The sequence below is a fragment of the Brevibacillus sp. HB1.1 genome (genome assembly GCF_013332445.1).
GTDB lineage: Bacteria > Bacillota > Bacilli > Brevibacillales > Brevibacillaceae > Brevibacillus > Brevibacillus porteri.
The window spans coordinates 213830-235399 of sequence record NZ_JABMIV010000011.1 but is presented as its reverse complement, the minus strand read 5'-3'; the positions used below and the strand labels follow the sequence as shown (position 1 = coordinate 235399).

The window sequence follows — 21570 nt, the reverse complement described above, 5'->3', positions numbered from 1 at the left end:
AAATTAGGCCTGCCCTACAGGACATCCAAATAGCAGGTGCGTTCCTTTCACTTTTTACACGAGGTGAAGGACCATGCATATCATCGAGCATACGTGGGTTTTACGTGAAAATCATGAAAATCAGCCAGTGCGGCGACATTGCAGCAATTGCGGGCGAATCGTTCTCTTTTTCGATACCAACATCCGCCGCCACAACGCTAACGGCAAAAACATCTATCGCTTCGCTATCTATAAATGCGAAAAAAATCATACGTGGAACGAAAAGCTAGCCATCTACAAAGCCTTTACGGATCATCGGGAGGTGCCAGATACGGAGTTTAGTGAAGAAATCGCGCCGCTGCCTACTCTCCCCTTGCATGAATACCAGGAAAAGGGCGTTCAGGAAGTGACGATTCGGATTGAGCGCGCAGAAGCTCGGTTCAGACTCGACAAGCTGCTGTCTGAACAGATAGAAGGCTGGAGCCGCAGCGAGATTGTCCGCAAGATCAAGGACGGGCATATTCGTCTGAATGAGCAGGAGACGAAGCCAAGCGCTGTATTGAGTGCAGCGGATATCATTCAGATTTTGATTGAGTAAAAGTATGTATAGAAAAGTCGCAGACGGGATCTGCGGCTTTTTCTTTTATTTCTTTAATACGACCATTTTTCTCGGCTCGTCCCACTCCACTTGCAATCCAAGTAAGGCAGCCAGCTCTCTTGTTTTCGCAAAAGTAGTTCCCTGGTCGTTTACATAGGAGACTTCCTGTCCGTTCACGGTCACTTTTTGCGTGGAAGGCTCCCATTCCACTGCTCCACCCACTGCCTCCGCAATCATTCGGATGGGTACATAGGATACATCATCGATTAATTTTCCAGTGGAAGTAAGTGTCAGCTCAACTGCGCACTTATCCACATCAGGCTGTGGTTTTTGTGGATAAGCTGTGAGAAACCTGTGGACATCCTGTTGAAACTTTGCCCATGCGTCCTTCGCTGACATTCCCGTATATGTTTGAGCGGTCGTATTGACGACAAAAAAGGCCGGACAGTTTTTCCCCGTAATGTCGTAATGACGCCACAGGTGCTCGACTCCCCAGCCATGTCGTTTCAAGATATCCGCAGTCAGTGCCACTGTTTGCTCGTACATTTTCTCATAGCTTCCATCTGCATTGACGCACATTTCAATCCCAATCGTGCAGTTGTTCGGGTAGTTGCTCAACTTGCTCAAGGCGGCCTGTGAATAAGTTTTCGCCCCGACGTGGTAGCCCATCTCGTCCTCGGGGAGGCAGCGAATGATTTCTTTGTCATCCACGATGTAGTGTGCGCTCGCGACTGTCGTTGGTCTGTTGAAGTAGTTTCGGTTGGCGGCGGCATTTGCACCGCTGCGTTCGTTGGCCGTCCAGTGGATGACGACTCCTTTTGGGACGATTTTCTTTTTCGGGCGGGAATTTTCGTTGGTCAGAAGCATCTCGGTGATTTTCATAGTTTACTAGGACTCCTTTCGTTTGGCTCGCTCAGCCTTTGCCTTGATTTCGGCACTGACTAATTTCTCGACGGATTTGGGCATCGGCCAGCCTGCGCGGTGGGCATTGGCGGTCAGGCTTGTCCAGGTGTGGTAGATGAGGCCGAAGGTGACGCCGTAGAATAAGAAGCCTGGTGTACCCATGACGCGGTCTAGGAGGTTGGCTACGGCTGGTAGGGCCATGAGGAATAGAGTCCGTGGGATTCGGGACAGGCCGTAGTCGGATGAGTAGGATTGGTCTTTTTTGGCGGCGGAGATGCCTGTGATCCAGTCGAGGGCGATTAGGAAGAAGAGGACAACTAGGATGTCTTGGCGGTTGGTGCCGTATAGATAGTGAAAGGCGGGCGACACGATTGCACCTGCTGCTGTCGCCCAGGCGTTTGCTGGGGTTGCGATGCTTTCTAGGCTGTGTAGGGATTTCATGGTGTGTCTCCTCCTATTAATCCATTATGAAGGAATAAAAATAGCCCCGCTAGGAACGGGGCGAGCTGTTGGTCTTCGTGATAGATAGCTGAGTTTTCCATGAAAAAGCGCCTCTCCTAATTAGGATAAGGCGCTCTACATGCTTTTTTGTGGTTGTGTCATAATCTCTGTTTTTTCTGGATCTGTGATGTGCTTCTTGGTGACGGCTATTGTCAATTCAGCCTCTGTCCACGCTCCATCTTCCCAGCGCATTTTGCAATAAGCGTACAGTCTACTTGCCATTGTCCAATCCCTCCGTGTAGTTGATTATGTGAGCAAGGTGGCGTCAATCGCGTCTTGTGTCACTTTGAGTTTCGCTTTAAGGTCTGCAATCTCTTCGTCTTGTGTTAGTGGTCGGTCTGCATACTCGTAATAGTATTTTTTTGTGCCAAGATCGATATATATGGTTGCTGTTTTTCCTGTCACAGCCTCCGGGGATGGCTCATTCTCAACGATAACCCCGGAATCAATAACCTCTTGTGGCAAATCTGTTGCAACGTCAAGATTAATAATGCTCGAAACCATGTTTTTGTCATTGATTTTCTTGTGCAAAACCAAATACATAACACTCACCCTTTCAAATGTACTTTCACAAGGCTTTGACCTGCCATGAAATCACCTTGTGTCTTTTTAGCAGGAAAATAAATAACCTTACCTTGTTCCTCGTAAATGGGCTGCTCCAAAATATTGAAAGCAGATATGCATGGATTTATAACGGCGAAATTGGCCGGATTCACGGTAAACATTTCACCATAACCCGCCGTACCCGCATAGCCACACACCAACATTTCCGTATCACTAATTTTGTAAAAAAAACTTACGCCCTTGACTGTACGTGCGGGTGTTTGAAGCGTATTGTCAGTAAAAACTCGGTACTCATTACCGCTATTCAATACAAAATACTCCGAGCCGAATTTTCGCATTGTCCCAATCGTTTGCGTGGAATAGGATGTAACCATTCGCTCGGCCTGTTTCGCCCCGGTTGTCATATTGTAATATGACATGATGCCATTTGCGGAATGCCCTATATAGACAAATCCATCTTCAAACCCAGCAATGATAGCGCCATTGCCATTTGAAGTGCTAATGAGCGTTGTCCATACGATATTTCCGCTTGTGTCGATTTTTCGGAGATTCGCATTTTCAACGGTATACAACGCGTCATCCGGCCCAATCCTCCAATCTATCCAACCGTATCCCGCGCTTAGATTCCTGACATACGCGCCTGTCGTGGCATTGTAAACGGGTTGGTGTCTGGTTGATCCGTTGAAAATACTCATGACTAGATAATCACCAATGAAAGCGCCTGAAATTATGGCTGATGTGGTATCCGGGTAAAACCCTACGCCGAATTGACTTGAAAGGTTAATGCTGCAAATAAGTTGTTTTGTTCTGTGGTCATAAACATCAACCACCGAAAAAGACTCGCTGCGCCTTTGGGCGACTTTCGTTTTTCCTACAGCGACCACGGGGTCGGTATCTGTCGTTTGTCCATGAGTAGTCCGCCGCATCCTTGTTGCGGAAACTAACATTTCTTTTTTAAAATCAAATTTTCTTCCTCCCACACCTACACCATGTGCAGCCATCAAGTTCGAAATGTTCATCGTTTAACCCCCTTTCTTATCCAAATGATGTGTAATCCCCGTCACTGTCATAAGCGAGTGGCATTACTACCGAAATAGCCTCTGTTACTCCGTCATTCTTGTATCGTTTGATCGTCATAGATGGGTAATTCCCGTTTGCGTCCGGTGTTCCGTTTAGGGTCGTTCTCATGAAAAGTGTTGTTCCGTCGATTCTGTAATGATCCACCTGACGAAACTTCCCGTTTGCGTCTTTAAGGCTACGGACAGTCTTGTTGATTCCTAACATATCAAAGTTCATGAATTGTATCGCCGCTATTCCTTCTTCGGCGCGAAGGATGAATCTTTGTCCATTTTCCGAAACTACATCCAGACGATCTGATTCGGCATTTATCGCCGTTCTCTGTCCGATTGTTTCAGAAATTTTAGTCCCGTTCAATAACGCGAATTCTTTGATGGCGTCGATTGATCTCCCAGCAACGTGTAGGGCTGTTTCGGTAAAAGTAAAACTTCTCGTCCAGTCCCAATCTTCTCCATCAACTGTACCAGACGGAGCGATAACGAAATCATTACTGTTTTCTGTTTTGTGTATCACCCAACTCTTTCGTCCTGCTGCCTTGACGATGAACGGAAGAAAGCTAGTGCTTTTGATTGAGCCTGTGAAATTCGCTCCACTTTCTAGCGCATATTGCGTGTGCGGGTCGGCAGCTGCAGTATGAGCATCCAATTTCGCTTGAGTACCTGTAGCCTCACCAGTAACGCTGAAAGCTCCTTTCCCTTGAACATCCAACCGAGGAATCTTATTTGCCCCATTCGCAGCAACTTCCGTTTGCTTAACAAACATATCCTTCGACACGATGTTTCTACTATCAACCGAAGTAATGATAGAATTCGCATCGGTGGCAAAGTACCACAGTTTGCATTTAGCATCGGCGATTGCCTGAGAAGGAGTGTTTTTCAAAACCCCATCTGAATCCAAGTAAATATACTGACCTTGCGTGGCACTTAACTTAATACTCCCTACATTTACTTCAAAACGCACACCATTTACATAAGCCACCCCTGCTGTCCATTGAGCTGTTAATCCACTTGCTGAAAACTCCAATCCTGAAATCACCGGACTACCAATTACTGTCTGCGCCAAGGCCTCAGTAAGTACTTGTGCGTCAGCAATCCCTTGCTCCATTTTATTCATCCGTGTTGCCGTTACCTTTGTTCCCTGCTGTACTACATCCCCCGTTACGGGGTCAACAATATGGTCAACCCAGGTCGTCTTTTGATAAGCCACTTATACCACCTTCACTTCCAGAGAAAATTCAAAAGCAACCAACAGCCCGCTGTCACCCTTTACCACCTGCATGTTTTTAATGGCTAGAGCGTTGCCCTCACTATCCACTAATACCGCGGACTGAATGCGCCCTTGTGCCTGTACATCGTCTAAGTAAATATATTTGGTTACTTTGAAGCCATTTTTAATTGTTTTGTAGATCGGATAGGATCGTAGCGTACCGTCTACGTTAATCAATGCTCCTTTAATCTGATTACTTAAATCATCTCGCAACAATTCTAGTAACCGATTTTGGATGATAGCCAAGCCTTACACCTCCCCTTCTGGATACATCATGTTTGTTAGCGGATAGTTCACCGCATGAAAACGGGTAGCCTCAGCAACCTGCACCGTTTCTCGGAAAATGCGTCCTTCCATGTCGTCTTCTGGATAGAACATTCCACAGATTGGATATTCAACCTCAATAAACCGAGTTGGAGCCGAAATAAGGATATCTTCACCTCTGCTGTTAACTGCCACCCTGCTACTATTGACATGCAAAGGCCGTATCCACTCAAAATCCTTGGACAATCCAACAGCATTAATTGGTTGTTCCGCTGAGAATTCGAAAACAATCTCCTTATTCGGGAAATCCTCTGTTACTTTCTCTAGTTCTCCAGCAGCTTGCCCCATTGCTTCTAGTACAGGTAAAGTAAATGGCGACCTAGCCCAATGCTTTCTTTGAATGTTTTTACGTCGCTCTTCAATGGTCTGCAATTGCTTACTGCCAAAGTAGATCCAATCCCAAACATCCAGTCCCCAGGTTGCTGACCATGGGCTAAACTGTTGCAGGAGGTCCTCGCGCTGAGAATGGAAAGCATCTACCGCTGTACCCGCACCTTCCAAGTGGTATTCCGCCACTTCATTCTCATACCATTGCGGCGGAAGCATCCGCCGATAGCGCTCTGGAATCATGTCGTCACCACCACGGTTAACGTCGCCACAGAATCAGCAGGCACCGTCAAGTTCACTTCCCCGTCATTTAAGGTGTAGCCTGTAAAATCCGTCACGCCATCCACGAAAAAGAGCGCACCGATCTGCTGGTATACGATCTGCGAACGCCCTTTTAAATAGGTTTGGATTTGCTTGATGATCTGTTCTTGAATCTTTGCCATATCTATATCTGGACGCGTAATCACTTTGACATTAACGGCTACCGGAAACACTTTTGCAGGATGGATTTGGAGATCGTGCAGCGCGCGTCGCTTGTCTTCCAGCTTCGTCCGTACTTGTTGTGCCAGCGCAGGTGTAGCTGGCTGACCAGCCAAGTCCGTAATGTACACATCAATAGACAAATCGTGTCGTGCTTTCTCGACGGCGACTGCTCCCCCTACACCCTCAACATTTCGGGTCCAGCGTTCATAGTCTTGCCTGCGTCCGTCCCCTTCTTCTGTTCGAGCCCTGTCGATCAGCCTTTGTCTGTAGACATCGTCCTCTTCTGCCACATTCCTTTGCAGTCCAAAGAATACGCCGATTGCATCCAAAAACTCTCCGTCCGCCCAAGGAAGGAATCTCTGTAGAAATCCATATTCCAAAAGCTGCTGCTGATCGCTGATTTCCTCCGCAATCGGGTAGCCCAGATCATAGTAGATTTCCCCTTCCTCCGTAGCAGGCGGCGTATTCCCGCGCTGCTCAGCCAATTTTTCCATCCGGTTCGCCATCCGTTGATAAATCTGGTCCGGCGTCTCCCGAAGTATCGGCATCTCCGGCTTCTCTAACGTTGCCATGCATCCACCTCCATTCTCGTCGAACCACGCATCCCGGTAATCTCCACATGCAAAATAACCCGATTTCCCTCAAAGCGGATATCGAGTACCTCCGCATGCTCAATCTCACTGTGCGCCTCCAACGCTTCTTGCACCTGTGCCTTAATCACAGACAAGGACAGCGCAGACTGCATTCGCCCTTTGCCAGACAAAAAATCCACACCATACCGCTCCGAAAAGATCGCATAGCGAAACCGCCGTGTATGGAGGATCTTTTTCACCGTCTCCTCCAAGTACTCCACGTATGTCTTGGTGCGCAAATATCTGCCGTCTGGTCCCTGCCTCAACTGCTTCGTTTCCCAATCGAACCGATATGTCCACGGAATCGGCAGTTCGGTTCCTTGCGCCAATATCTCTTCTCTCCCTTGCAACTGCGGAAACATCATTCCACCACCCCAAGCAGGAGGTATTGCTCGTTGGTGCATCGCAACAGGGCTACTTTTTTGCCCACATCTTCTGGCTTTAATTGGGCAGAACGCAATGCCGACAGCTCATACGGCTCCAAGGGTGTCGGGTCCTCGTCGAGCTTTACAGACAAGGGCGAGAACGACAAAAGTTTGCCGAATTCCCCTTGCGTATTCTCGATGCCGTCCTGTGCGTGCCCTCGCAGTTTTGCGATAACCGAATGCATCTCTTACGTCCTCCTTTCCAATTGGAGATCCATTGTGTATTGACCGCCCTGCCAACGCGCTTGGCAGCTAGTGACGATCCAATCTGTAATAGTTTTATTGTCTTTTTCCATAATCTTGATGAGCCAGCCCGCACGCAGCCTTGCTGCATTTTCATCCTCGTGCCTAACCGAAATGGACCTTGTCTTGGGGATTTTGGACAACTCCGCGAGTTGCTTGGCTGCCAATCCGGCCACGTTTTTGTCCTCTCCTGCATCGATGACTTTTTGCATGCGTCCTATTTGTTTGACCAGGCTATCATTTGATTTCGTTGCACTGCTCACGACCCGATCATCCCGGTAACGCTCCACTGTCACAACGGTGTATACATCCTCGATACTCTCTCCCGTCGAGCTGCTTGTGAGCAAGCTCGCCTTGAACATCGGGATGATGCTGTTTTTCCCCTCGGGGAGTACCGTCAGTTTGTCTCGCTGGTATTGCACGAAATAGCGGATGCCTGTCTTTTCGTACGCTTGCTCGGTTAGCGAAGTAAAGAGAGACGTGTATGATTGGGACGAGATTCTCTCCTTCACCGTAAAGCCGAACGCCGGGCAGCTAAAATGGATACCTGCCGACTTGATGATTCGTGCAAGCTCTGTCCCTGCATCTCCATCCAGCTTGAGTCTGGAGATTTCGTTTTTTTGCAAATACCAGCCAAGTTCGTATGCTGTGGCCGATAGATCGCCTGTTCGATCGTCTCGGTCAAAACGAACGAGTGGACCATGGAAAAGCTGCTGGGATTCCTTGAGCTCTGCACCCGTAAAGAGCATCAAAAAACCCGCCGATTGCAACGGCGGGCCTTCCTTGATTCTCACATCACAATTTTGGGCGATTTGTCCTCTGGCCGAGGACCAGGAAAGCTCGGTAACGGCTGGGGTCAGGTCATAGCGGGTCTGTTCTTTTCCGTAAATGACTTTCATTTCGTCTGCCCTCCGTTACATTCTATTTTCTCTTTCTAGCTTTTCGTGAATCTCTCTTTTCCTGTCTTCCAACCTTTTACTGTCTATCCGTGGGGCCGCTTGCTGCTTCTGCGTCTTCTTTGCTACCTTCCCGCTCGTATTCGGACGAGCTGGCTGCTGTCGCGTGATGACCGCACCCGGGGATAGAAGCTGCGTCTGATTGCTCCACGTAATGAATTCATCTTTGACAAACAACGGTAGCTCAATCGAGCCGTGAAAATCGACGTTTTTTCCAAGAAATTTGCCGTCGCAAGGCCCAATGAGCACATTCCAAGCCAAATCAAGCTCATCTATAGTCAAAAGTGCTTCAGAGCCCGTTAAGCGATCCAATCCAGCAAGCCACTGTCTAGGCCCTTGGTAGCCTTGCACCTCGACATAGGGAGCCGTACTGTCTCCAGGTAAGATGAAGTCAAAAGAGATGGACTTTGGACGTCTGGAAGAGATGCGATTGCCGGACAATAACGTAATCGATGTCGAGCTTTCGATGTCGTTGCCATAGCCGCGAAACTGGATTTCCGCAGGAGTTACCGGAAACGTCAGCCTGTATTTGCCTTGTAGACGGATCATGTCGTTACCCCTCCCCTCGTCTCTATTGCATCCAGCAGGGAGCGCTCGATGATGTCCTTGATCCTCTGCGCGACAGATGGATCGCTGAGCATTTTTAACATGGTCGGGATATCTTGCAGTACGCCTTGTACGTGCAGTGGAATCGAAACTTGCGGAATAGCAATGGAGACAGGCTGCGGATTCCCAGTTGAGTTACCAACAGGCGAGTGATTCGGAGCAGGAGGACCTGCTTGAATTGCTGGTTTCATAGCTGCAGATGGCGCAGGAGTCTTGTTCTGCCACCACGACTTGATCCCATCGTATAGGGCTCCACCCGCCGCTGATCCACCCATGCCACCAATAAGACCACCAACTATCCCCCCGATTGCTGTACCAATCCCAGGTAACACCGAACCAATAACTGCTCCAGTAGCCGCTCCCGCTGCTGCCCCTCCCCAGCCACCAAGTGCTTCTGCCCCTACTTGTGCTGCAGTATCCAGCTTGTTCTCTGAGCCTGCAATAGCTGTGACGCCTAATAAAGTTCCCAGAAGAGGAACCCTTCTGAGTCCTCCTTTCAGCAATTGTTTCCAGCCACCTTTGCTGGCAGCTTTACCAGCCTCAGCATGATTGCCGCCACTATCTGATCCGGGTTGATTTCCTGCAGAAGAGGGAGTTGGCGCACTATTTTGATTTTTGTTTTTGCCGTCAGTTTTCTCTGCTTCTTTTTGCGAATTACCGCCACCAGCGTCCGGTTGTTTTTTTCCTGCCGTAGAAGTTGTTGGAGCATTGTTTTTTGTTTTCCCGGCTTGTCCTTGGGGACCACCACTATTCGAAGCAGATTTTTCTCCTGTTGGAGGGCGGCGATCCGGAGAACTTTTTTTCTTTGATTTCTTTTTAGAAGAAGGGCTTTGTGTGCCATCGCAACAACAGCAGCAGTCTTTTCCACCAGTCGCTTCTTGAGGAAACTTTTCTTTGGTTGTCCGAAGATCTTTGATTTTTCTCAGTTGAGATATTATATGGTACAGAGCACTGCCAAGGATTAGTAATCCTCCGGTAAAAATCGCAGTACTTTTTATCGACTCGTCCAAAGAGTTAAACGAGCCCATTACTCCTTCAGCTGCTTTCGAAATCCCTGTATTTATCCCAGACATTTGTTCTGCGTACAGAGTCGCGATCTCCATGGCCTCGTTTCTCGCCATCGCTTGTGCCTGCCCGGGTTTGAAATAAACATCGTTCTGTGCAGACAGTTGATGTGCATTCACCGCTGCATTTCCGACTTTATATTCGCTCTCTTTCCCCTGTTCCGGCACAAAATCCCCTGTAGTCATATCTCTTACTTCTCGCAGAACCTTCGCCATGTCATCTCCGGCATCGCCTGTCAAAGTATCGAATGCACGTTGTTGTAAAGTCTTATCCTGGATGCTAGAAAAAGTCATCAGGAGTTTTCCGAGGGCGATATTTATTGTTTCTTTCTCCCCCGTTGCGAGACTTCGATTCAGCGTTGCTATATCTTGGGCGGCCTTAGCCTTTGCATCCTTCTTATTTTGAGCCTTGTAATGCTTCTCAAGGATTGTGGCAAGATCACCACTGTCTGCCATCTTCATTGCATTCTCTTGTAAAGCGCCATACGTTTTAAAATCATTCAAAAGCTTTCCCATTGAGACAAAAGTAGCGGCCATTTTTTCAGGCGTATTCAGCAATTTGCCATTCTGAAGGTTGAAGTGAGCCATGGATTCCACAAATTTTCCGGTCGCGGCTCCCCCTCCCAAGTTGCTTAAATGCTGAACGGCGTTTGACTGCCTAACGGTACTATCAACTCCAGTAGAAAACTCAATGGAGCTCATCATTTTCATGATTTCATCTTCCGTAAACCTCGTCGTGTTTTTCAGCATGCCTGCTTTTTCTGCATACTTTAAACCATTGGTTGCATGCACAAGTTCGGCTTTGGCGATGAGGACGTATGCTTGATCTTTCTTTATATCAGGATTGAGTTCACGTATGGTTATGGAAGTCTCTTCTACCTTCAGGAGTTGCTCATTACTTTTGCCACCAATTTCAAAAAGCGTCTTTTCTCTTTCAGTCGCCTGAGCTTCTTGGGCAACCGAACTCAGCGTTGTTCCAAGAGACTTTTCGATCATGGGAGTTAGTGAGCCCAGGAGTCCTTTTGCGAAACCGTCATATTTACCTACTAAATCAAACGTTTCCATCATTGTTCCTGCCATTCTTTCACCTCCTTGTCCTCCCAGATGTCTACACCCAGCAGAACCCGAAAAAAGCCGGGAGACCTACCCCCCAGCTCTTTCCTCGTCCTCCGCCTCAATCATCTGACAAGCAAAAATAAACAGCTTCTGCTTGTACAAATCGACTTCGTACTCGAGTAGATCCGACGGGCGGCCTCTGCCTTTTAAAAAGGCACGGCAAATATGCCAGGCCTCGCCGTCAGATCGGATTAGTTTTTTGCTTCTTCAATAGCTTCTTCTTCCGTCTGGGTTGCATTGACTTCACGGACCGCATTGAGCAGCTTGGTGTATCCCTCTGGATTGTCACGGAAAATTTTCTCGACGAGCTCGTACTTGGTGCCGACCTTGTACGCTTTCTTCAGCTCTTCCTGATTCCAAGGAAAATCGTGCTCGGTGGCTTTCACCAGACGTGCATCGTTGTACAGGAACCAATCCGTTTTCTCGCCTTTGTCAGCCATGCGTTCGCAATCACGCAGCTCGGACAAATTCAGTTGGCGTACCTTCCACTCGTCACCATCGATGGTGACGGTGATTTCTTTTCGCGGAGCTTGTTCATTAGCCTTGGCCAAAAATTTCTCGAGTTTGTTTTTGTTCATATGCAAGCACTCTCCTATTCCGTGTAGGTTGGCAATTCATCCAGGTAGTCCGGCTTCTCGATGGACATCCCTTTCAGGTCGTAGGTCGCATGATCGTTGCCGTCTGCTTTTGCTTCCCACAGCGTAATTTCGTCTGGGTTCAGCACGATATTGGAAATGCGGACGCGTTCGGAGTTGCCTGCTTCCTTGTCCAGCGTCTCGCCGATCAGGAATGGGAGGACTGGGGTTTTGCCTTGCGTTAATTGATCGACGCAGTAGTATTTCAACGCAGCGTTGGTTGCGGTAATTTTCAACGTCACTTCTACATGCCAGTCGTTGACGGTCTGGATTTTTCCTTTTTGCAGACGATTCGTATCGCCGTACTCTACCTTGAGGACCATTTTTCCTTCCAAGGTACCGAAGATCGGGTCTCCGTTTTCATCGTAAATTTGGCAGTTCTTCAGTTTAATATCGCGTGCAATAGCCAATTACAGCACCTCCCAGTCAATGTCAAAGTATTCGATGGCATCAAGCGGTTTCGCAGACAAGAGGAAGCCACGGCGATCCCCGATGCCGTTCTTTTGATCCGTAAACGTCCAGCCTGTATCAATCGCGCCCTGCTGTTCGCGGACGGTCATGTACGCGTTGACGGCAGAGACAAACACTGCGCCGCCCAAATCGTTGTTGCCGAGCTTGCCTTTGTATTTCTTGCCGACTTGGCTAATGTCGTTGACGATCTGATCCAGCGTCATGCTGACGCGGATTTTGCCGTAGTCCTCGCGCTCATGCGTACCCAGAACAGCCAGCGTATTGACGGCGCTCTCGATGATGTACACATCTCCGTCGCGAGTTGCGATCAGCGTACCAGAGCCGAGCGCACTCAAAATATCGGTGTGGCCCCAATCCTTGTGCGCTTTTTTCAACGGAACGACGACGGCTGTCAGCGATTCATGCGCAGGAGTTGCTGCAATCATACCCGCTACCCATGCGGCCCACTCCAGGCTGCCGTATACTTTTCCGTTGTTGTGTTGACCAGCAATGGCACTATTCACGACAAAACGGGCATTTTGTGCCACAGAACGCTCGATGTGCTTCGCCATGTTCTCGTCATCCGCTGCCTTGCCGCCGATCACCAGCGTGCTGAGCTTCTTGTTTTGCGTGCGACGATCGTTCATGAATTGCTTCGCTGCCGCTTGTACAGCCGCATCGTCAAAAGGCAGATACATCGTGTCAAAATCAGCACCGGAAACCGCCATGAACAGCTTAGTCGAGTCAGCTGGTGCCAGCGCTACTGTGCCACTTTTCGCTCCTGTCAGCGCTGTTTCTGGCACGATTGTAACGGCAGTCTCGCCCAGCTTTTTTACACGCACGTAGTTGGATTGGCTTGTTTTCGCTACCAGCTCATTCGCATCCGCAAACGAAAACTTCTCGGTTTGCAGAGGGCCTGTTACTTGGAGTTCTTTTTTGCCTGGCTCGGACGTTGAGGAAGTGATGGCAACCTTCAGCTCGTTACCCACCAAGCCTGGATACAGAGCCTCGACTCTGATCGCATCGGCTTGCTCATACGCTGCTTTTGTGGCCGTGCCATTCGTCATGCGGTACGCGAGAATCGTCGCGCCGCCTTCTGCTGCCAGCTCCACGGTATCGACCTTGCCAAATGTCTGAGCAAGTCGCTCCTCAAAGCTACCCAGCTTCACCAGCTCATCTGGCGCGCCCCACTCTGCTTGATACGGCACCAGTACGACTCCGCTCTTCGGTACTACACGTTCTTTTGCTTTTGCGATTAATTCGACCGTTACACCCGGACGTTCACGTTGAATGGTCATGCTTACACCCCGCCTTTGTATTTGGTCAGTCGGCTCTTCACTTGTCCTTCTGCCAGTAGTTGATCATCTGCTTCAGAAAAAAGAGCACCTGCTACCTCGAACCGTTCGGCTCCAAGGTAAGCGGCGCTCTTGATCCACTCTTGTTTGGTTTGCACAAGCTCTGGGGCCTGTGCTTGTTGTTCTTTTCGTGCCACTATGATCGGGCCCCCTCTACATCAAATTCGTTGATTTTGTCTGTGACTGCTCTCTGCACCGCCACGTTGTAGGTGAACTGAAACGCGATTTCCGTCCGGTCCTTTTTATCCCGCCAAATACGCAAGGTGGAGCTGTCGATCTCGATGGACACTCCAGACGTCTTGCCTTGATAGCTAAATTGATTTTGGCGAAGGAGCTCACGCAGCGGTTCTGCTGAAAGCGGCTGGTAAACACCTGCTACCTTTGGATAGTGGAGTACGATGGCTGCTTCTGAGACCACCTGATAGGAAGTGAGGCTTCTTCCTTCTTCACGGATCCCTTGCGTCAACAGAAACGCGATTGGCGGTTGGAATCTCTGCGCCATCCAATCGTCCACGTTTACAACTGTAGCGAGCTTTGGATACGCTTCATTCACCAGTTCAATGAGAACGGCTAGCTCACGATCCATCCAGCTTCACCTCCCATACTTGCGGTATCTCTTCTGTCTTCGTCACATGACTCTTCCCCCCACTATTTCACTTCATTTGGCAAGGCATTCACGGCAAATGCCCGCCGAGCAGGGAGCGAGTAGCCTATAGCTTTGAACTCGCCATCGTGTGGCGCCAATCGCCGTTTTCCCCGCTCGCCGAACATTTGAGTCGTCGGCGTACATAAAAAGCCACCCGACAGCTTCATCGGATGGCTCTTATCTCTCTTACTTGTTTCGCTTGACTCAAGTATAACCGAACTGGAGGAAAAACTGGGAAAATGACCCGATGTGTCAGGAAGTGTCAACCTTTGTCAGATTCAACATGCTTGTGAAAATGAAAAGAAGCTGTCTTTATCAGACAGCTTCTCGTTTAGTAAGCCAGTTTCTGTTTTTCATTATCCAGTCTGCAGAGCCTGATCGCCATACATCGCCCATGCCATCTTCATCACGGCACTGCGCTTGATTTCATAATACCGCTGTCGGGACACGCCGATTTCTTTAGCAATCAGATTGTTCTTATCGCCATCCAACAAAGCTTCGACTATCAAGCGTTCCTGCTCCCCCGGAATCGTCTCGACCGCTTGGTTGATCCGCTCGATTTTATCCTGCAGATTTTGTAGCCTCTTCCATTTCCGCTCCCGGCGTGCAACCTCTGCGTGCGTCTTATCTCCATTGCTGCCTTTTCCTTTCGGCATCCCTGCATCCAGTCCGTACTGTGCGACCATTCCTTCCCCTGCTTCACGCAAAAACCGCTGGATGCGCACGATCTCGATTTGCATATAATTGTAGTCGCGAATTTCTTCTTCGGCCTTTTGTAGAAAATCTACGATGGGTGCTTGCTCACTCAGCCGGACGAAGCCTTCTTTTCTAGCGGATACTGTCTTTTTCTGCCCCTTTGCCTCTTGATCCCGCATGTACTTGTCCCACTCCGGGCAAGAATCGATTTTTCCTACGTGCTTATCATGAACCTGGCAATGTGATTTCTTTCCCCAGCACGTCGCCGGACACACCTCGCATACTGCTTCCATGAAAACATCTTTGCTGATCAAGGCACTATTCCCCCTCGGTCATATATGAAGTCCAAATGATTGCTTAACGGTTTTCGTTGACTCTTGCGCCTTTTCTTAATCTTTGAGACAAACCGATCTGTCCGATAATGACTCCGATCAATAAGACAGCTGCTCCGATTAATGCTGCTTCTATCATTTCGTACGTATCTCCTTTGCATAGACATTTTCTTGTATAATGAAAGAGGGCAAAGAGGATACTCACCAGTTGTATTCTTTGCCCCAAGCCTTTAATGGGGATTCCGATCGTCAGTCGGAGTCTCTTTTTTTTGTTCCAGTTGCTCTTTCTTTTTCTCTTTGTTTGCCTTTAATTGCAGGTTGAACAGATTATTAATCCGAATCTGCAAATCTACCTGCTTAAACGTGACGATTAAAGCAAGGAAGCACACGACAACCGCGAGAACCTGAACGTAATCAATCGTCATCATAGCATCACTTCTCCACTGCGGATCGCTTCGAGCATCGCGGTTTTCATTTCTTGCATGCTCTCTTCGCGAGGTAGTTTGATAAAGGAAGCAAGGTACTCCATGTCGGGAAGCAGAAAGTCGAGAATCGTCAGTACAGCCCGATTATCCCCTGACTGTGCTTTTTGGAGGGTCAGGCTGAACGAGTCAGCTTCTCGGCCAATTGGCGCAAATATTTGTTTTTGCATTTACTCACTCCTTGTCTGGTCATATTCAGTTTTTTGGCTACCTGTTCTTCTGTCATTCCTTGAAGGACGACATGTTTGATAATGATTCGGGCTTTTTCTGGGAGTTGCATCAACACCTCCTGAACATACAGGTGCGACAGGTTGTCCTCGATCGCTTCCGTTCCCCGCATCCCCTCTTTGATCACCGTCTCCCTGTACAAACGCTTCTTGGCAGCGTACTGCAATCGCCAAGCAATCCTCTTGAGCACTTTTCTGCAATGCTCTTTCAACTGCTCATCTGTCACATGCTTCACCTTCTGTCTTTTTCATCCGGAAATAGGAACGTTCGTTCTCTTTGTAGTACAAGTATCTCATACTACGGTAATAAGTTCAAGTTCTTTCCACCAGATTTTTGGAGATAATTTTTTGGTCGATTCTCTGCAAAAACTTCAAAGAAGGCATCAAAAAACACGATCTCAAGTGGAGATCGTGCCTGTGTAGAAGTATGAAATTATCCTTACACAACTGATGTCCCTACTCTTCAAAAGTACATATTTCTCATACTTTTTGAGTTTTATCTGCCCATCACGCAAGAAACACCTTAAATGAAGAAGGACCTTTTTTTATAAATAAAAAAGCAAGCCCCTCTCGCATTCACAACAGAAGAGCTTGCCTGCTTTTCTATCTTTCGCACTCATTTAATCCCATATATTCGGACGTTCAACACCCATCGTTCGCATATAATCTAACAGTTGACCGGTATGTACCGACTCATGATAGGCGATTCGCAGCAGCATGTCTCCAAGCGTGCGGACATAGCCTACATCGGATCGATCGATGCGGACACTCTCTAGATCGCTCTTGGACAACCCTCTGACGAAGCGGAGAAATTCTTCTCGATACGGCTTCGCAAAGGCCAAATCTTCTTCTACGGTCGAAAACTCTTTGGTTTCATACGGATTGGGGATAGTAGACAAAGCGGCGCTTCCCCGTTGGATCAAAATCTGGTGATACAAAAACTCACCCTCGATGACATGGCGAATCATTTCCCCGCACGTGAACGCTTTATCGTCAGGCTTCCAGTTCAGCATTTCTTTAGGAATTGCCTTCCAAACTTTGATGCTTCTACGTCTTACTTCCTCAAAGTTTAAGAGTAAGAGATCATTTTCGTTCATGCCATTCTCCCTCTCTGTAAGCTCGTCCTAGTTTTTTTGATAGAGATCACATGTCGCTGCGTGATCATTGACCATGCCGACTGCTTGCATAAAGGCGTAGCAAATGGTTGAACCGACAAACGTAAAACCCCGCTTCTTCAAGTCCTTGCTCATCTTGTCGCTGATTTCGGTAGAAGCAGGTACATCCTTCATTTCCTGAAAATGATTATGAATCGGCTTCCCGCCTACAAACGACCAAATATAGCTGCTAAAGGACCCAAACTCCTCCACAACCCGCAAATACGCGTGGGCGTTCTTCACGACGCCGCGAATCTTCAGCCTGTTTCGAACGATGCCTTCGTCTGTCAGCAATTGCTCGATCTTGGCTTCATCATATTGAACGATTTTCTCCGCTTCAAAATTATCAAACGCTCTTCGATAATTTTCCCGCTTCTTCAAGATCGTGTACCAGCTCAGTCCGGCTTGAGCGCCTTCCAAATTCAAATATTCAAAGAGCAAACGATCTTCATAGACAGGAACTCCCCACTCGTGATCGTGATAATCCATATAGATAGGGTCTTGATTCACCCAGCCGCACCGATTCATGGAAAGCAACCTCCTTCACATAATACGAACGTATATTCCTATACAAAGAATATACAATCATTGGCTATTCTGCAAGTTTTTCTTCACAAAAAAAGACCTCATCAATCTGAGGTCTCCCTGCAATCAAGCTGTTAAAATAAGTGGCTTCCCCTTCGTTATAACGATGGTGTGCTCGTATTGAGCTACATAACTCTTATCAGGCGTAATGATCGCCCAACCGTCCCTGCCATCCTCCACATATTCCGTCCCCGTTGAAATAAATGTTTCAACCGCCAACACGAGACCTTCTGTGAGCAAGCGTCTATCCTTTTTGTCATAGTAATTCAAAATGTAAGCAGGCTCTTCATGCAAGCTTTTGCCGATGCCATGACCCGTAAGGTTTTTGACGACTGTAAAACCTTTTTTCCTGGCCTCCTGGTGAACAACGCGACCAATCTGGCTTAGCTTCGATCCCGCCTTTACCGCATCCAATGCTTTATACAGCGACTCCTCGGCGCATTGGCATAAGGATTGCTTTTCAGGCTCGCCTTCTCCTACCACGATAGAAGCACCTGTATCGGCAAAGTATCCATCCAGCTCTGCCGAGACATCAATATTGATGATATCGCCATTTTGCAGGACGGTATCATCAGGGATGCCATGCGCAACAATGTGATTGACGCTGATGCATGTATGCCCTGGAAAATCATAGGTGATATTCGGTGCAGACCGTGCTCCGTACTTTGCCAAGATCTCTCCGCCAATCTGGTCGAGTTCTTTTGTAGTCACACCTGCTCGCACGGCCCTAATCATCGTCTCTCTTGCCTCTGCCACAATACTACCGATCCGTTTCAAGCACAGCAAATCATGTTCATTTTGAATCGACATGTGTCTCCCTCCTGTCTACAAATATAATTATTTCCCATATTCATACTCACATTGGAACATTTTTCTTCGCCAATCGCAACCGAAGAAAAAACAAAGAACCCCAGAAGCATCCTCTGCGGCTCTTATCTTACGAAGCTATGCTGGATTCCATACATACATTCCTTGCGCTATTGTCGACTGATTTTGAATAAACCCAATAGAAATTCGGTTAAATTCTTCCGGCTGATCGACATTGACGACATGACCGCAGTCAGCGACTAGACTCAACTGTGCAAATTGTCTTTTTTTCACACGCATCTGGACGAACGGCAAAAACATATGGTCTTCGTCACCCATAATGAACAAGGTAGGGATGGGAGGCTCTTTATCAAAGAGGGTTCCTAGGAAGCGATTAATGCCTTTTGTCAGCTTGAACCATCTCTTGAATTCTTTTTGACAAAGCTTTTTGGCTTCGCGGATAAACAAGGAGCGCGATTCTTTATGACGCTTGCTCGGCATAATCACCCATGCAAACAGTCGATACAGCCACATGTACGGGATGAAATGTTTGACCATATTCCCCAGTGTGATTAGCACCCGCGACCGCACGTTCATGTGCGTCACAGCTCCTGCCAAAACCATTGAGCGCATTCTCTCTGGGGCCTGCTCCGAAATAATCTGCACAATGATCGTCCCCAAGGAAATCCCCACAAAATGGGTGGAAGTGATTTTTACATGATCCAAAACCTCAATGATATCTCTGCTGACATCATCAAAGGTGTATGTTTTGAACAGCTTGCCTGGGATGTCTTTAGATTTTCCGTGACCACGCATATCTACTAGAAGAACATTGAAATTCTCTTTGTATGCCTTCAGTTGTTTATACCAAATCGATGAGCTGCCCCCTGCCCCATGGACAAAAGTCACCCATTCGCAATCTTCACCACGTATGTATGTCTTATAATGGATCACTAATATCCCCCCACCAGTATTATATAGGAGGGATGTCTCAGGTGAAAGGATTACCATAATATTGAAATTCAATCACCTGAGTCTCTCAACCAAAAACCAAACGAGATTGGAAATGAGTAACGACTGTCCGACACCAAAACTAAACCCTGTTAAAAATCGGAGCTTGTTATTGCTTGTCCGCCACTTCCATTGTTGGGTAAAGCCGTCAATGAGCATTGGCAGTAAAAGCAATCCAATCAAATAGTAAGAGGTCACGAGATGCATCCCTGCAAAAACTGGCGCGATCAAGTATCCAGCCAATATCGAAACACATCTGGCACATAGCGGCATTTTTTTACCCGCTATATAGAAGGATCGATCTGCGCGCCGATGACATGGAATCCACTGCGTATTGATCTTCATTAGCCACCTCAATGTGAGCAATCTGGCTTGCAATCACAATCAGGTATACCGCAAATCACCTTGGTATAGAAATACGCCTCCCTCTATCCATGCGATCATGCAAACCGTTAATCCAAGAAAAAACAGATACATCCTCTTCCTTCTTTTCTTTCTACGTGAAAGAGTATCAGCCGTTTCACTTTGCATTACGTCCGGGTCCGGGGCTTAAATTGATTGGTTACGGCATCCAAATATTGATATCGCTCTGTGCGTGCGTATTTGAGCTGATAGACCGGGAACGGAACAGGAGACTTTTCCCTTCTACTTGTATTTCTGTCCTCCACTTGCACATATTCCAGCTCCACGTCATACAAGCTCATGAAGCTCTCCGCAGCTTCCCTGGTAGACACACACGAGCCCGGATCGGGAATTATTTTATTTTTACGTACATCATGCTTGTAAAAACCAGTTACTTGGCCCGTCCAAGGATTAACTTTCACGGAGTACATCCGATTTGTTAAAACGATCCCATTTCGTCGCTCATAGAAGTAATACGTATTTCCCGTGCCACGTAAATAACATAATTCATAATAGTGCAACTCGGTAATCCCCTGCTCGATGTATGTTTCCAAATAGCGCGTGGCTATTCGCAGAGCATCGCGGTCCGACATCCGTGGCGTTATATACTCCATTTTTTGATTAAACGTAAAGGCAAGTAGCTCGTTGGTCTGGCGATTGAGAGTCACACATACAAAATCAGGATCGTAGACGGTTTCCGCGTCTTCTGCTTCTGGCAGCGACCAGAAGTAATGGATCGTAGAAGGCCAGTCCGGCTTTTTCGCAGCATCAATATGTTTGAAATAACCGCTCCTAGGATTATAAGTGACCCCATCCTCGTTTGGTGTCACAAGCGTTTCTCTTTTGATATCCGCTTCGATTACATCAATTTGAAAAGATTCCTTCACCCACAACTCAATCTCTTGCACGTTTGAAAAAATTAGAGATTTTCCTTGGGTTACTACTGGAATAATCTCTGAGTGTTTTTCCTTAGGGTGTCTACCTCCTATCACGGTCTTAGTGATTTGCCCTGTCTCGGCATGAACAACCGCATAGGCCATCGGTGGCTCATCAGGGAGATACTGGAGTATCCCTTCTTCCTGTTCGTCGCAGGCGAGCATCAAATTTTCCTGATACAAAGTAAGATACGCTTGTTTCGCCTCCTCTTTTGTTATCACTTCTGGCTTGGAGGGCTTGTTTTTCGGATCAAAATCATGAAATCCTCGGTAGTAGATGTCAGTCAAGTTCCCCCACTCGTCTAACGTAATAAACAGATACACGCTGGCAAGCGGATTGTCGTGAAAACAATAACGATAAGAAAGTTTCCAATTCTTTTCTTCACGATACTCCGACAAGCTCGCCATTTCATCTCTCACCATCCCACTCAGATGGTCGCCATACAGTGCTTCTGCAACTTCTATGATACGCTGCGTTGCTGTCTTGGCATCGATTGGCTCTCCAGAAGCAACCCAATCTTGATGAATTTCATCCTCCAAACGAAACTCCGTTATATAACCCGTTTTTTTGTCGATTTCCAGCTTTGTACGCTCATGACCTAATTTTATCTCCCAAGTTCTCCAGTTATCGCGCGTTTTGATTCGCTGCTGAGACAATTCACGCATACCAGGAAAAATAGCAAACCATTTCTCCATCGTCTCGCGAACCGCTTCTGTCGGATATGTCACCATCTCTTTTCCTCCCGAACGAAAAAACCGTCAATGCAGACACTGACGGCTTTCTCTATT

General features: G+C 47.6%; 31 protein-coding genes. 1 reads left to right on the top strand and 30 read right to left on the bottom strand.

The genetic code is table 11. The features are described 5' to 3' along the window. Positions 1-73 precede the first annotated feature (73 nt). Positions 74-577 carry a S4 domain-containing protein gene (locus HPY27_RS24670; RefSeq protein ID WP_017251836.1) on the top strand — a complete coding sequence of 168 codons (504 nt, stop codon included), beginning with the start codon at positions 74-76 and terminating at the stop codon, positions 575-577. Positions 578-622: 45 nt separating this feature from the next. On the opposite strand, the gene HPY27_RS24665 is transcribed toward HPY27_RS24670, so the two are convergent. The 30 genes from HPY27_RS24665 to HPY27_RS24520 form a co-directional block, all read right to left on the bottom strand. Beyond that, positions 623-1459, bottom strand: coding sequence for an N-acetylmuramoyl-L-alanine amidase (locus tag HPY27_RS24665; RefSeq protein ID WP_174226218.1), 837 nt, complete (start codon positions 1457-1459; stop codon positions 623-625). 6 nt (positions 1460-1465) lie between these two features. After that, the gene (locus tag HPY27_RS24660; RefSeq protein WP_174226217.1) at positions 1466-1921 is read right to left on the bottom strand and encodes a phage holin family protein; all 456 of its coding nucleotides are present in this window, start codon (positions 1919-1921) and stop codon (positions 1466-1468) included. Positions 1922-2056: 135 nt separating this feature from the next. Then, a complete protein-coding gene (locus HPY27_RS24655) occupies positions 2057-2203 on the bottom strand; it encodes a hypothetical protein (protein WP_174226216.1) in 147 nt (48 codons plus the stop codon). Positions 2204-2227: 24 nt separating this feature from the next. Continuing rightward, complete coding sequence (locus HPY27_RS24650; protein WP_174226215.1) at positions 2228-2524, bottom strand: hypothetical protein; 297 nt, start codon at positions 2522-2524, stop codon at positions 2228-2230. Positions 2525-2529: 5 nt separating this feature from the next. Then, positions 2530-3564, bottom strand: coding sequence for a hypothetical protein (locus tag HPY27_RS24645; RefSeq protein WP_174226214.1), 1035 nt, complete (start codon positions 3562-3564; stop codon positions 2530-2532). A gap of 16 nt (positions 3565-3580) precedes the next feature. Continuing rightward, on the bottom strand, positions 3581-4828 hold the full coding sequence (locus tag HPY27_RS24640) for a hypothetical protein (protein ID WP_174226213.1): 1248 nt from the start codon (positions 4826-4828) through the stop codon (positions 3581-3583). Then, on the bottom strand, positions 4829-5134 hold the full coding sequence (locus HPY27_RS24635; protein ID WP_017251829.1) for a hypothetical protein: 306 nt from the start codon (positions 5132-5134) through the stop codon (positions 4829-4831). Positions 5135-5137: 3 nt separating this feature from the next. After that, positions 5138-5782 carry a putative phage tail protein gene (locus HPY27_RS24630; RefSeq protein ID WP_174226212.1) on the bottom strand — a complete coding sequence of 215 codons (645 nt, stop codon included), beginning with the start codon at positions 5780-5782 and terminating at the stop codon, positions 5138-5140. Next, positions 5779-6594, bottom strand: coding sequence for a baseplate J/gp47 family protein (locus tag HPY27_RS24625; protein ID WP_174226211.1), 816 nt, complete (start codon positions 6592-6594; stop codon positions 5779-5781). The genes HPY27_RS24630 and HPY27_RS24625 overlap by 4 nt, the downstream gene beginning before the upstream one ends. After that, on the bottom strand, positions 6582-7016 hold the full coding sequence (locus HPY27_RS24620) for a DUF2634 domain-containing protein (protein ID WP_174226225.1): 435 nt from the start codon (positions 7014-7016) through the stop codon (positions 6582-6584). Before HPY27_RS24620 ends, HPY27_RS24625 begins: the two co-directional genes overlap by 13 nt. After that, the gene (locus HPY27_RS24615; protein ID WP_069851855.1) at positions 7016-7264 is read right to left on the bottom strand and encodes a hypothetical protein; all 249 of its coding nucleotides are present in this window, start codon (positions 7262-7264) and stop codon (positions 7016-7018) included. The genes HPY27_RS24620 and HPY27_RS24615 overlap by 1 nt, the downstream gene beginning before the upstream one ends. Positions 7265-7267: 3 nt before the next feature. After that, positions 7268-8221, bottom strand: a complete 954-nt coding sequence (locus HPY27_RS24610) for an XkdQ/YqbQ family protein (protein WP_173623834.1) — start codon at positions 8219-8221, stop codon at positions 7268-7270. A gap of 15 nt (positions 8222-8236) precedes the next feature. Then, positions 8237-8827, bottom strand: coding sequence for a hypothetical protein (locus tag HPY27_RS24605; protein WP_173623835.1), 591 nt, complete (start codon positions 8825-8827; stop codon positions 8237-8239). Next, the gene (locus tag HPY27_RS24600; RefSeq protein ID WP_174226210.1) at positions 8824-11028 is read right to left on the bottom strand and encodes a hypothetical protein; all 2205 of its coding nucleotides are present in this window, start codon (positions 11026-11028) and stop codon (positions 8824-8826) included. The genes HPY27_RS24605 and HPY27_RS24600 overlap by 4 nt, the downstream gene beginning before the upstream one ends. Positions 11029-11255: 227 nt before the next feature. Then, entirely contained in the window at positions 11256-11642 is a 387-nt protein-coding gene (locus HPY27_RS24595; protein ID WP_047069578.1) for a phage tail assembly chaperone, read from the bottom strand. Between the two features lie 14 nt (positions 11643-11656). Next, on the bottom strand, positions 11657-12109 hold the full coding sequence (locus HPY27_RS24590) for a hypothetical protein (protein WP_007723453.1): 453 nt from the start codon (positions 12107-12109) through the stop codon (positions 11657-11659). Then, positions 12110-13447 (bottom strand): phage tail sheath subtilisin-like domain-containing protein, encoded by a 1338-nt coding sequence (locus tag HPY27_RS24585; protein WP_174226209.1) that lies wholly within the window; start codon positions 13445-13447, stop codon positions 12110-12112. 2 nt (positions 13448-13449) lie between these two features. Beyond that, positions 13450-13641, bottom strand: a complete 192-nt coding sequence (locus HPY27_RS24580; RefSeq protein WP_016741308.1) for a hypothetical protein — start codon at positions 13639-13641, stop codon at positions 13450-13452. Next, the gene (locus HPY27_RS24575) at positions 13641-14090 is read right to left on the bottom strand and encodes a hypothetical protein (protein ID WP_174226208.1); all 450 of its coding nucleotides are present in this window, start codon (positions 14088-14090) and stop codon (positions 13641-13643) included. Before HPY27_RS24575 ends, HPY27_RS24580 begins: the two co-directional genes overlap by 1 nt. A gap of 62 nt (positions 14091-14152) precedes the next feature. Further along, a complete protein-coding gene (locus tag HPY27_RS24570; protein ID WP_020477556.1) occupies positions 14153-14317 on the bottom strand; it encodes a hypothetical protein in 165 nt (54 codons plus the stop codon). Positions 14318-14506: 189 nt separating this feature from the next. Then, positions 14507-15160, bottom strand: a complete 654-nt coding sequence (locus HPY27_RS24565; protein ID WP_069851837.1) for a hypothetical protein — start codon at positions 15158-15160, stop codon at positions 14507-14509. Positions 15161-15408: 248 nt separating this feature from the next. After that, positions 15409-15606 (bottom strand): hypothetical protein, encoded by a 198-nt coding sequence (locus tag HPY27_RS24560; RefSeq protein WP_017251814.1) that lies wholly within the window; start codon positions 15604-15606, stop codon positions 15409-15411. Further along, on the bottom strand, positions 15603-15830 hold the full coding sequence (locus tag HPY27_RS24555) for a hypothetical protein (protein ID WP_017251813.1): 228 nt from the start codon (positions 15828-15830) through the stop codon (positions 15603-15605). Before HPY27_RS24555 ends, HPY27_RS24560 begins: the two co-directional genes overlap by 4 nt. Next, positions 15776-16114, bottom strand: coding sequence for a sigma factor-like helix-turn-helix DNA-binding protein (locus tag HPY27_RS24550; RefSeq protein WP_017251812.1), 339 nt, complete (start codon positions 16112-16114; stop codon positions 15776-15778). The genes HPY27_RS24555 and HPY27_RS24550 overlap by 55 nt, the downstream gene beginning before the upstream one ends. A 393-nt stretch (positions 16115-16507) precedes the next feature. Then, positions 16508-16984, bottom strand: coding sequence for a DinB family protein (locus HPY27_RS24545; protein ID WP_106835026.1), 477 nt, complete (start codon positions 16982-16984; stop codon positions 16508-16510). 27 nt (positions 16985-17011) lie between these two features. Beyond that, a complete protein-coding gene (locus tag HPY27_RS24540; RefSeq protein WP_017251810.1) occupies positions 17012-17569 on the bottom strand; it encodes a DNA-3-methyladenine glycosylase I in 558 nt (185 codons plus the stop codon). Between the two features lie 123 nt (positions 17570-17692). Further along, on the bottom strand, positions 17693-18436 hold the full coding sequence (gene map, locus HPY27_RS24535; RefSeq protein ID WP_174226207.1) for a type I methionyl aminopeptidase: 744 nt from the start codon (positions 18434-18436) through the stop codon (positions 17693-17695). A 135-nt stretch (positions 18437-18571) separates the two neighbouring features. Continuing rightward, positions 18572-19387, bottom strand: a complete 816-nt coding sequence (locus HPY27_RS24530; protein ID WP_174226206.1) for an alpha/beta fold hydrolase — start codon at positions 19385-19387, stop codon at positions 18572-18574. Positions 19388-19459: 72 nt separating this feature from the next. Further along, complete coding sequence (locus HPY27_RS24525; RefSeq protein WP_173623842.1) at positions 19460-19789, bottom strand: DUF2085 domain-containing protein; 330 nt, start codon at positions 19787-19789, stop codon at positions 19460-19462. Positions 19790-19974: 185 nt separating this feature from the next. Continuing rightward, entirely contained in the window at positions 19975-21513 is a 1539-nt protein-coding gene (locus HPY27_RS24520) for a YcdB/YcdC domain-containing protein (RefSeq protein WP_174226205.1), read from the bottom strand. Positions 21514-21570: the final 57 nt, after the last annotated feature.

Excerpts from the sequence above, each read along its gene's own strand:
- HPY27_RS24670 (WP_017251836.1), top strand. The coding sequence starts at position 74 with ATGCATATCATCGAGCATACGTGGGTTTTACGTGAAAATCATGAAAAT.
- HPY27_RS24665 (WP_174226218.1), bottom strand. The coding sequence starts at position 1,459 with ATGAAAATCACCGAGATGCTTCTGACCAACGAAAATTCCCGCCCGAAA.
- HPY27_RS24660 (WP_174226217.1), bottom strand. The coding sequence starts at position 1,921 with ATGAAATCCCTACACAGCCTAGAAAGCATCGCAACCCCAGCAAACGCC.
- HPY27_RS24655 (WP_174226216.1), bottom strand. The coding sequence starts at position 2,203 with ATGGCAAGTAGACTGTACGCTTATTGCAAAATGCGCTGGGAAGATGGA.
- HPY27_RS24650 (WP_174226215.1), bottom strand. The coding sequence starts at position 2,524 with ATGTATTTGGTTTTGCACAAGAAAATCAATGACAAAAACATGGTTTCG.
- HPY27_RS24645 (WP_174226214.1), bottom strand. The coding sequence starts at position 3,564 with ATGAACATTTCGAACTTGATGGCTGCACATGGTGTAGGTGTGGGAGGA.
- HPY27_RS24630 (WP_174226212.1), bottom strand. The coding sequence starts at position 5,782 with ATGATTCCAGAGCGCTATCGGCGGATGCTTCCGCCGCAATGGTATGAG.
- HPY27_RS24625 (WP_174226211.1), bottom strand. The coding sequence starts at position 6,594 with ATGGCAACGTTAGAGAAGCCGGAGATGCCGATACTTCGGGAGACGCCG.
- HPY27_RS24620 (WP_174226225.1), bottom strand. The coding sequence starts at position 7,016 with ATGTTTCCGCAGTTGCAAGGGAGAGAAGAGATATTGGCGCAAGGAACC.
- HPY27_RS24615 (WP_069851855.1), bottom strand. The coding sequence starts at position 7,264 with ATGCATTCGGTTATCGCAAAACTGCGAGGGCACGCACAGGACGGCATC.
- HPY27_RS24610 (WP_173623834.1), bottom strand. The coding sequence starts at position 8,221 with ATGAAAGTCATTTACGGAAAAGAACAGACCCGCTATGACCTGACCCCA.
- HPY27_RS24605 (WP_173623835.1), bottom strand. The coding sequence starts at position 8,827 with ATGATCCGTCTACAAGGCAAATACAGGCTGACGTTTCCGGTAACTCCT.
- HPY27_RS24600 (WP_174226210.1), bottom strand. The coding sequence starts at position 11,028 with ATGGCAGGAACAATGATGGAAACGTTTGATTTAGTAGGTAAATATGAC.
- HPY27_RS24595 (WP_047069578.1), bottom strand. The coding sequence starts at position 11,642 with ATGAACAAAAACAAACTCGAGAAATTTTTGGCCAAGGCTAATGAACAA.
- HPY27_RS24585 (WP_174226209.1), bottom strand. The coding sequence starts at position 13,447 with ATGACCATTCAACGTGAACGTCCGGGTGTAACGGTCGAATTAATCGCA.
- HPY27_RS24575 (WP_174226208.1), bottom strand. The coding sequence starts at position 14,090 with ATGGATCGTGAGCTAGCCGTTCTCATTGAACTGGTGAATGAAGCGTAT.
- HPY27_RS24570 (WP_020477556.1), bottom strand. The coding sequence starts at position 14,317 with ATGAAGCTGTCGGGTGGCTTTTTATGTACGCCGACGACTCAAATGTTC.
- HPY27_RS24560 (WP_017251814.1), bottom strand. The coding sequence starts at position 15,606 with ATGATGACGATTGATTACGTTCAGGTTCTCGCGGTTGTCGTGTGCTTC.
- HPY27_RS24555 (WP_017251813.1), bottom strand. The coding sequence starts at position 15,830 with ATGCAAAAACAAATATTTGCGCCAATTGGCCGAGAAGCTGACTCGTTC.
- HPY27_RS24545 (WP_106835026.1), bottom strand. The coding sequence starts at position 16,984 with ATGAACGAAAATGATCTCTTACTCTTAAACTTTGAGGAAGTAAGACGT.
- HPY27_RS24540 (WP_017251810.1), bottom strand. The coding sequence starts at position 17,569 with ATGAATCGGTGCGGCTGGGTGAATCAAGACCCTATCTATATGGATTAT.
- map (WP_174226207.1), bottom strand. The coding sequence starts at position 18,436 with ATGTCGATTCAAAATGAACATGATTTGCTGTGCTTGAAACGGATCGGT.
- HPY27_RS24525 (WP_173623842.1), bottom strand. The coding sequence starts at position 19,789 with ATGAAGATCAATACGCAGTGGATTCCATGTCATCGGCGCGCAGATCGA.
- HPY27_RS24520 (WP_174226205.1), bottom strand. The coding sequence starts at position 21,513 with ATGGTGACATATCCGACAGAAGCGGTTCGCGAGACGATGGAGAAATGG.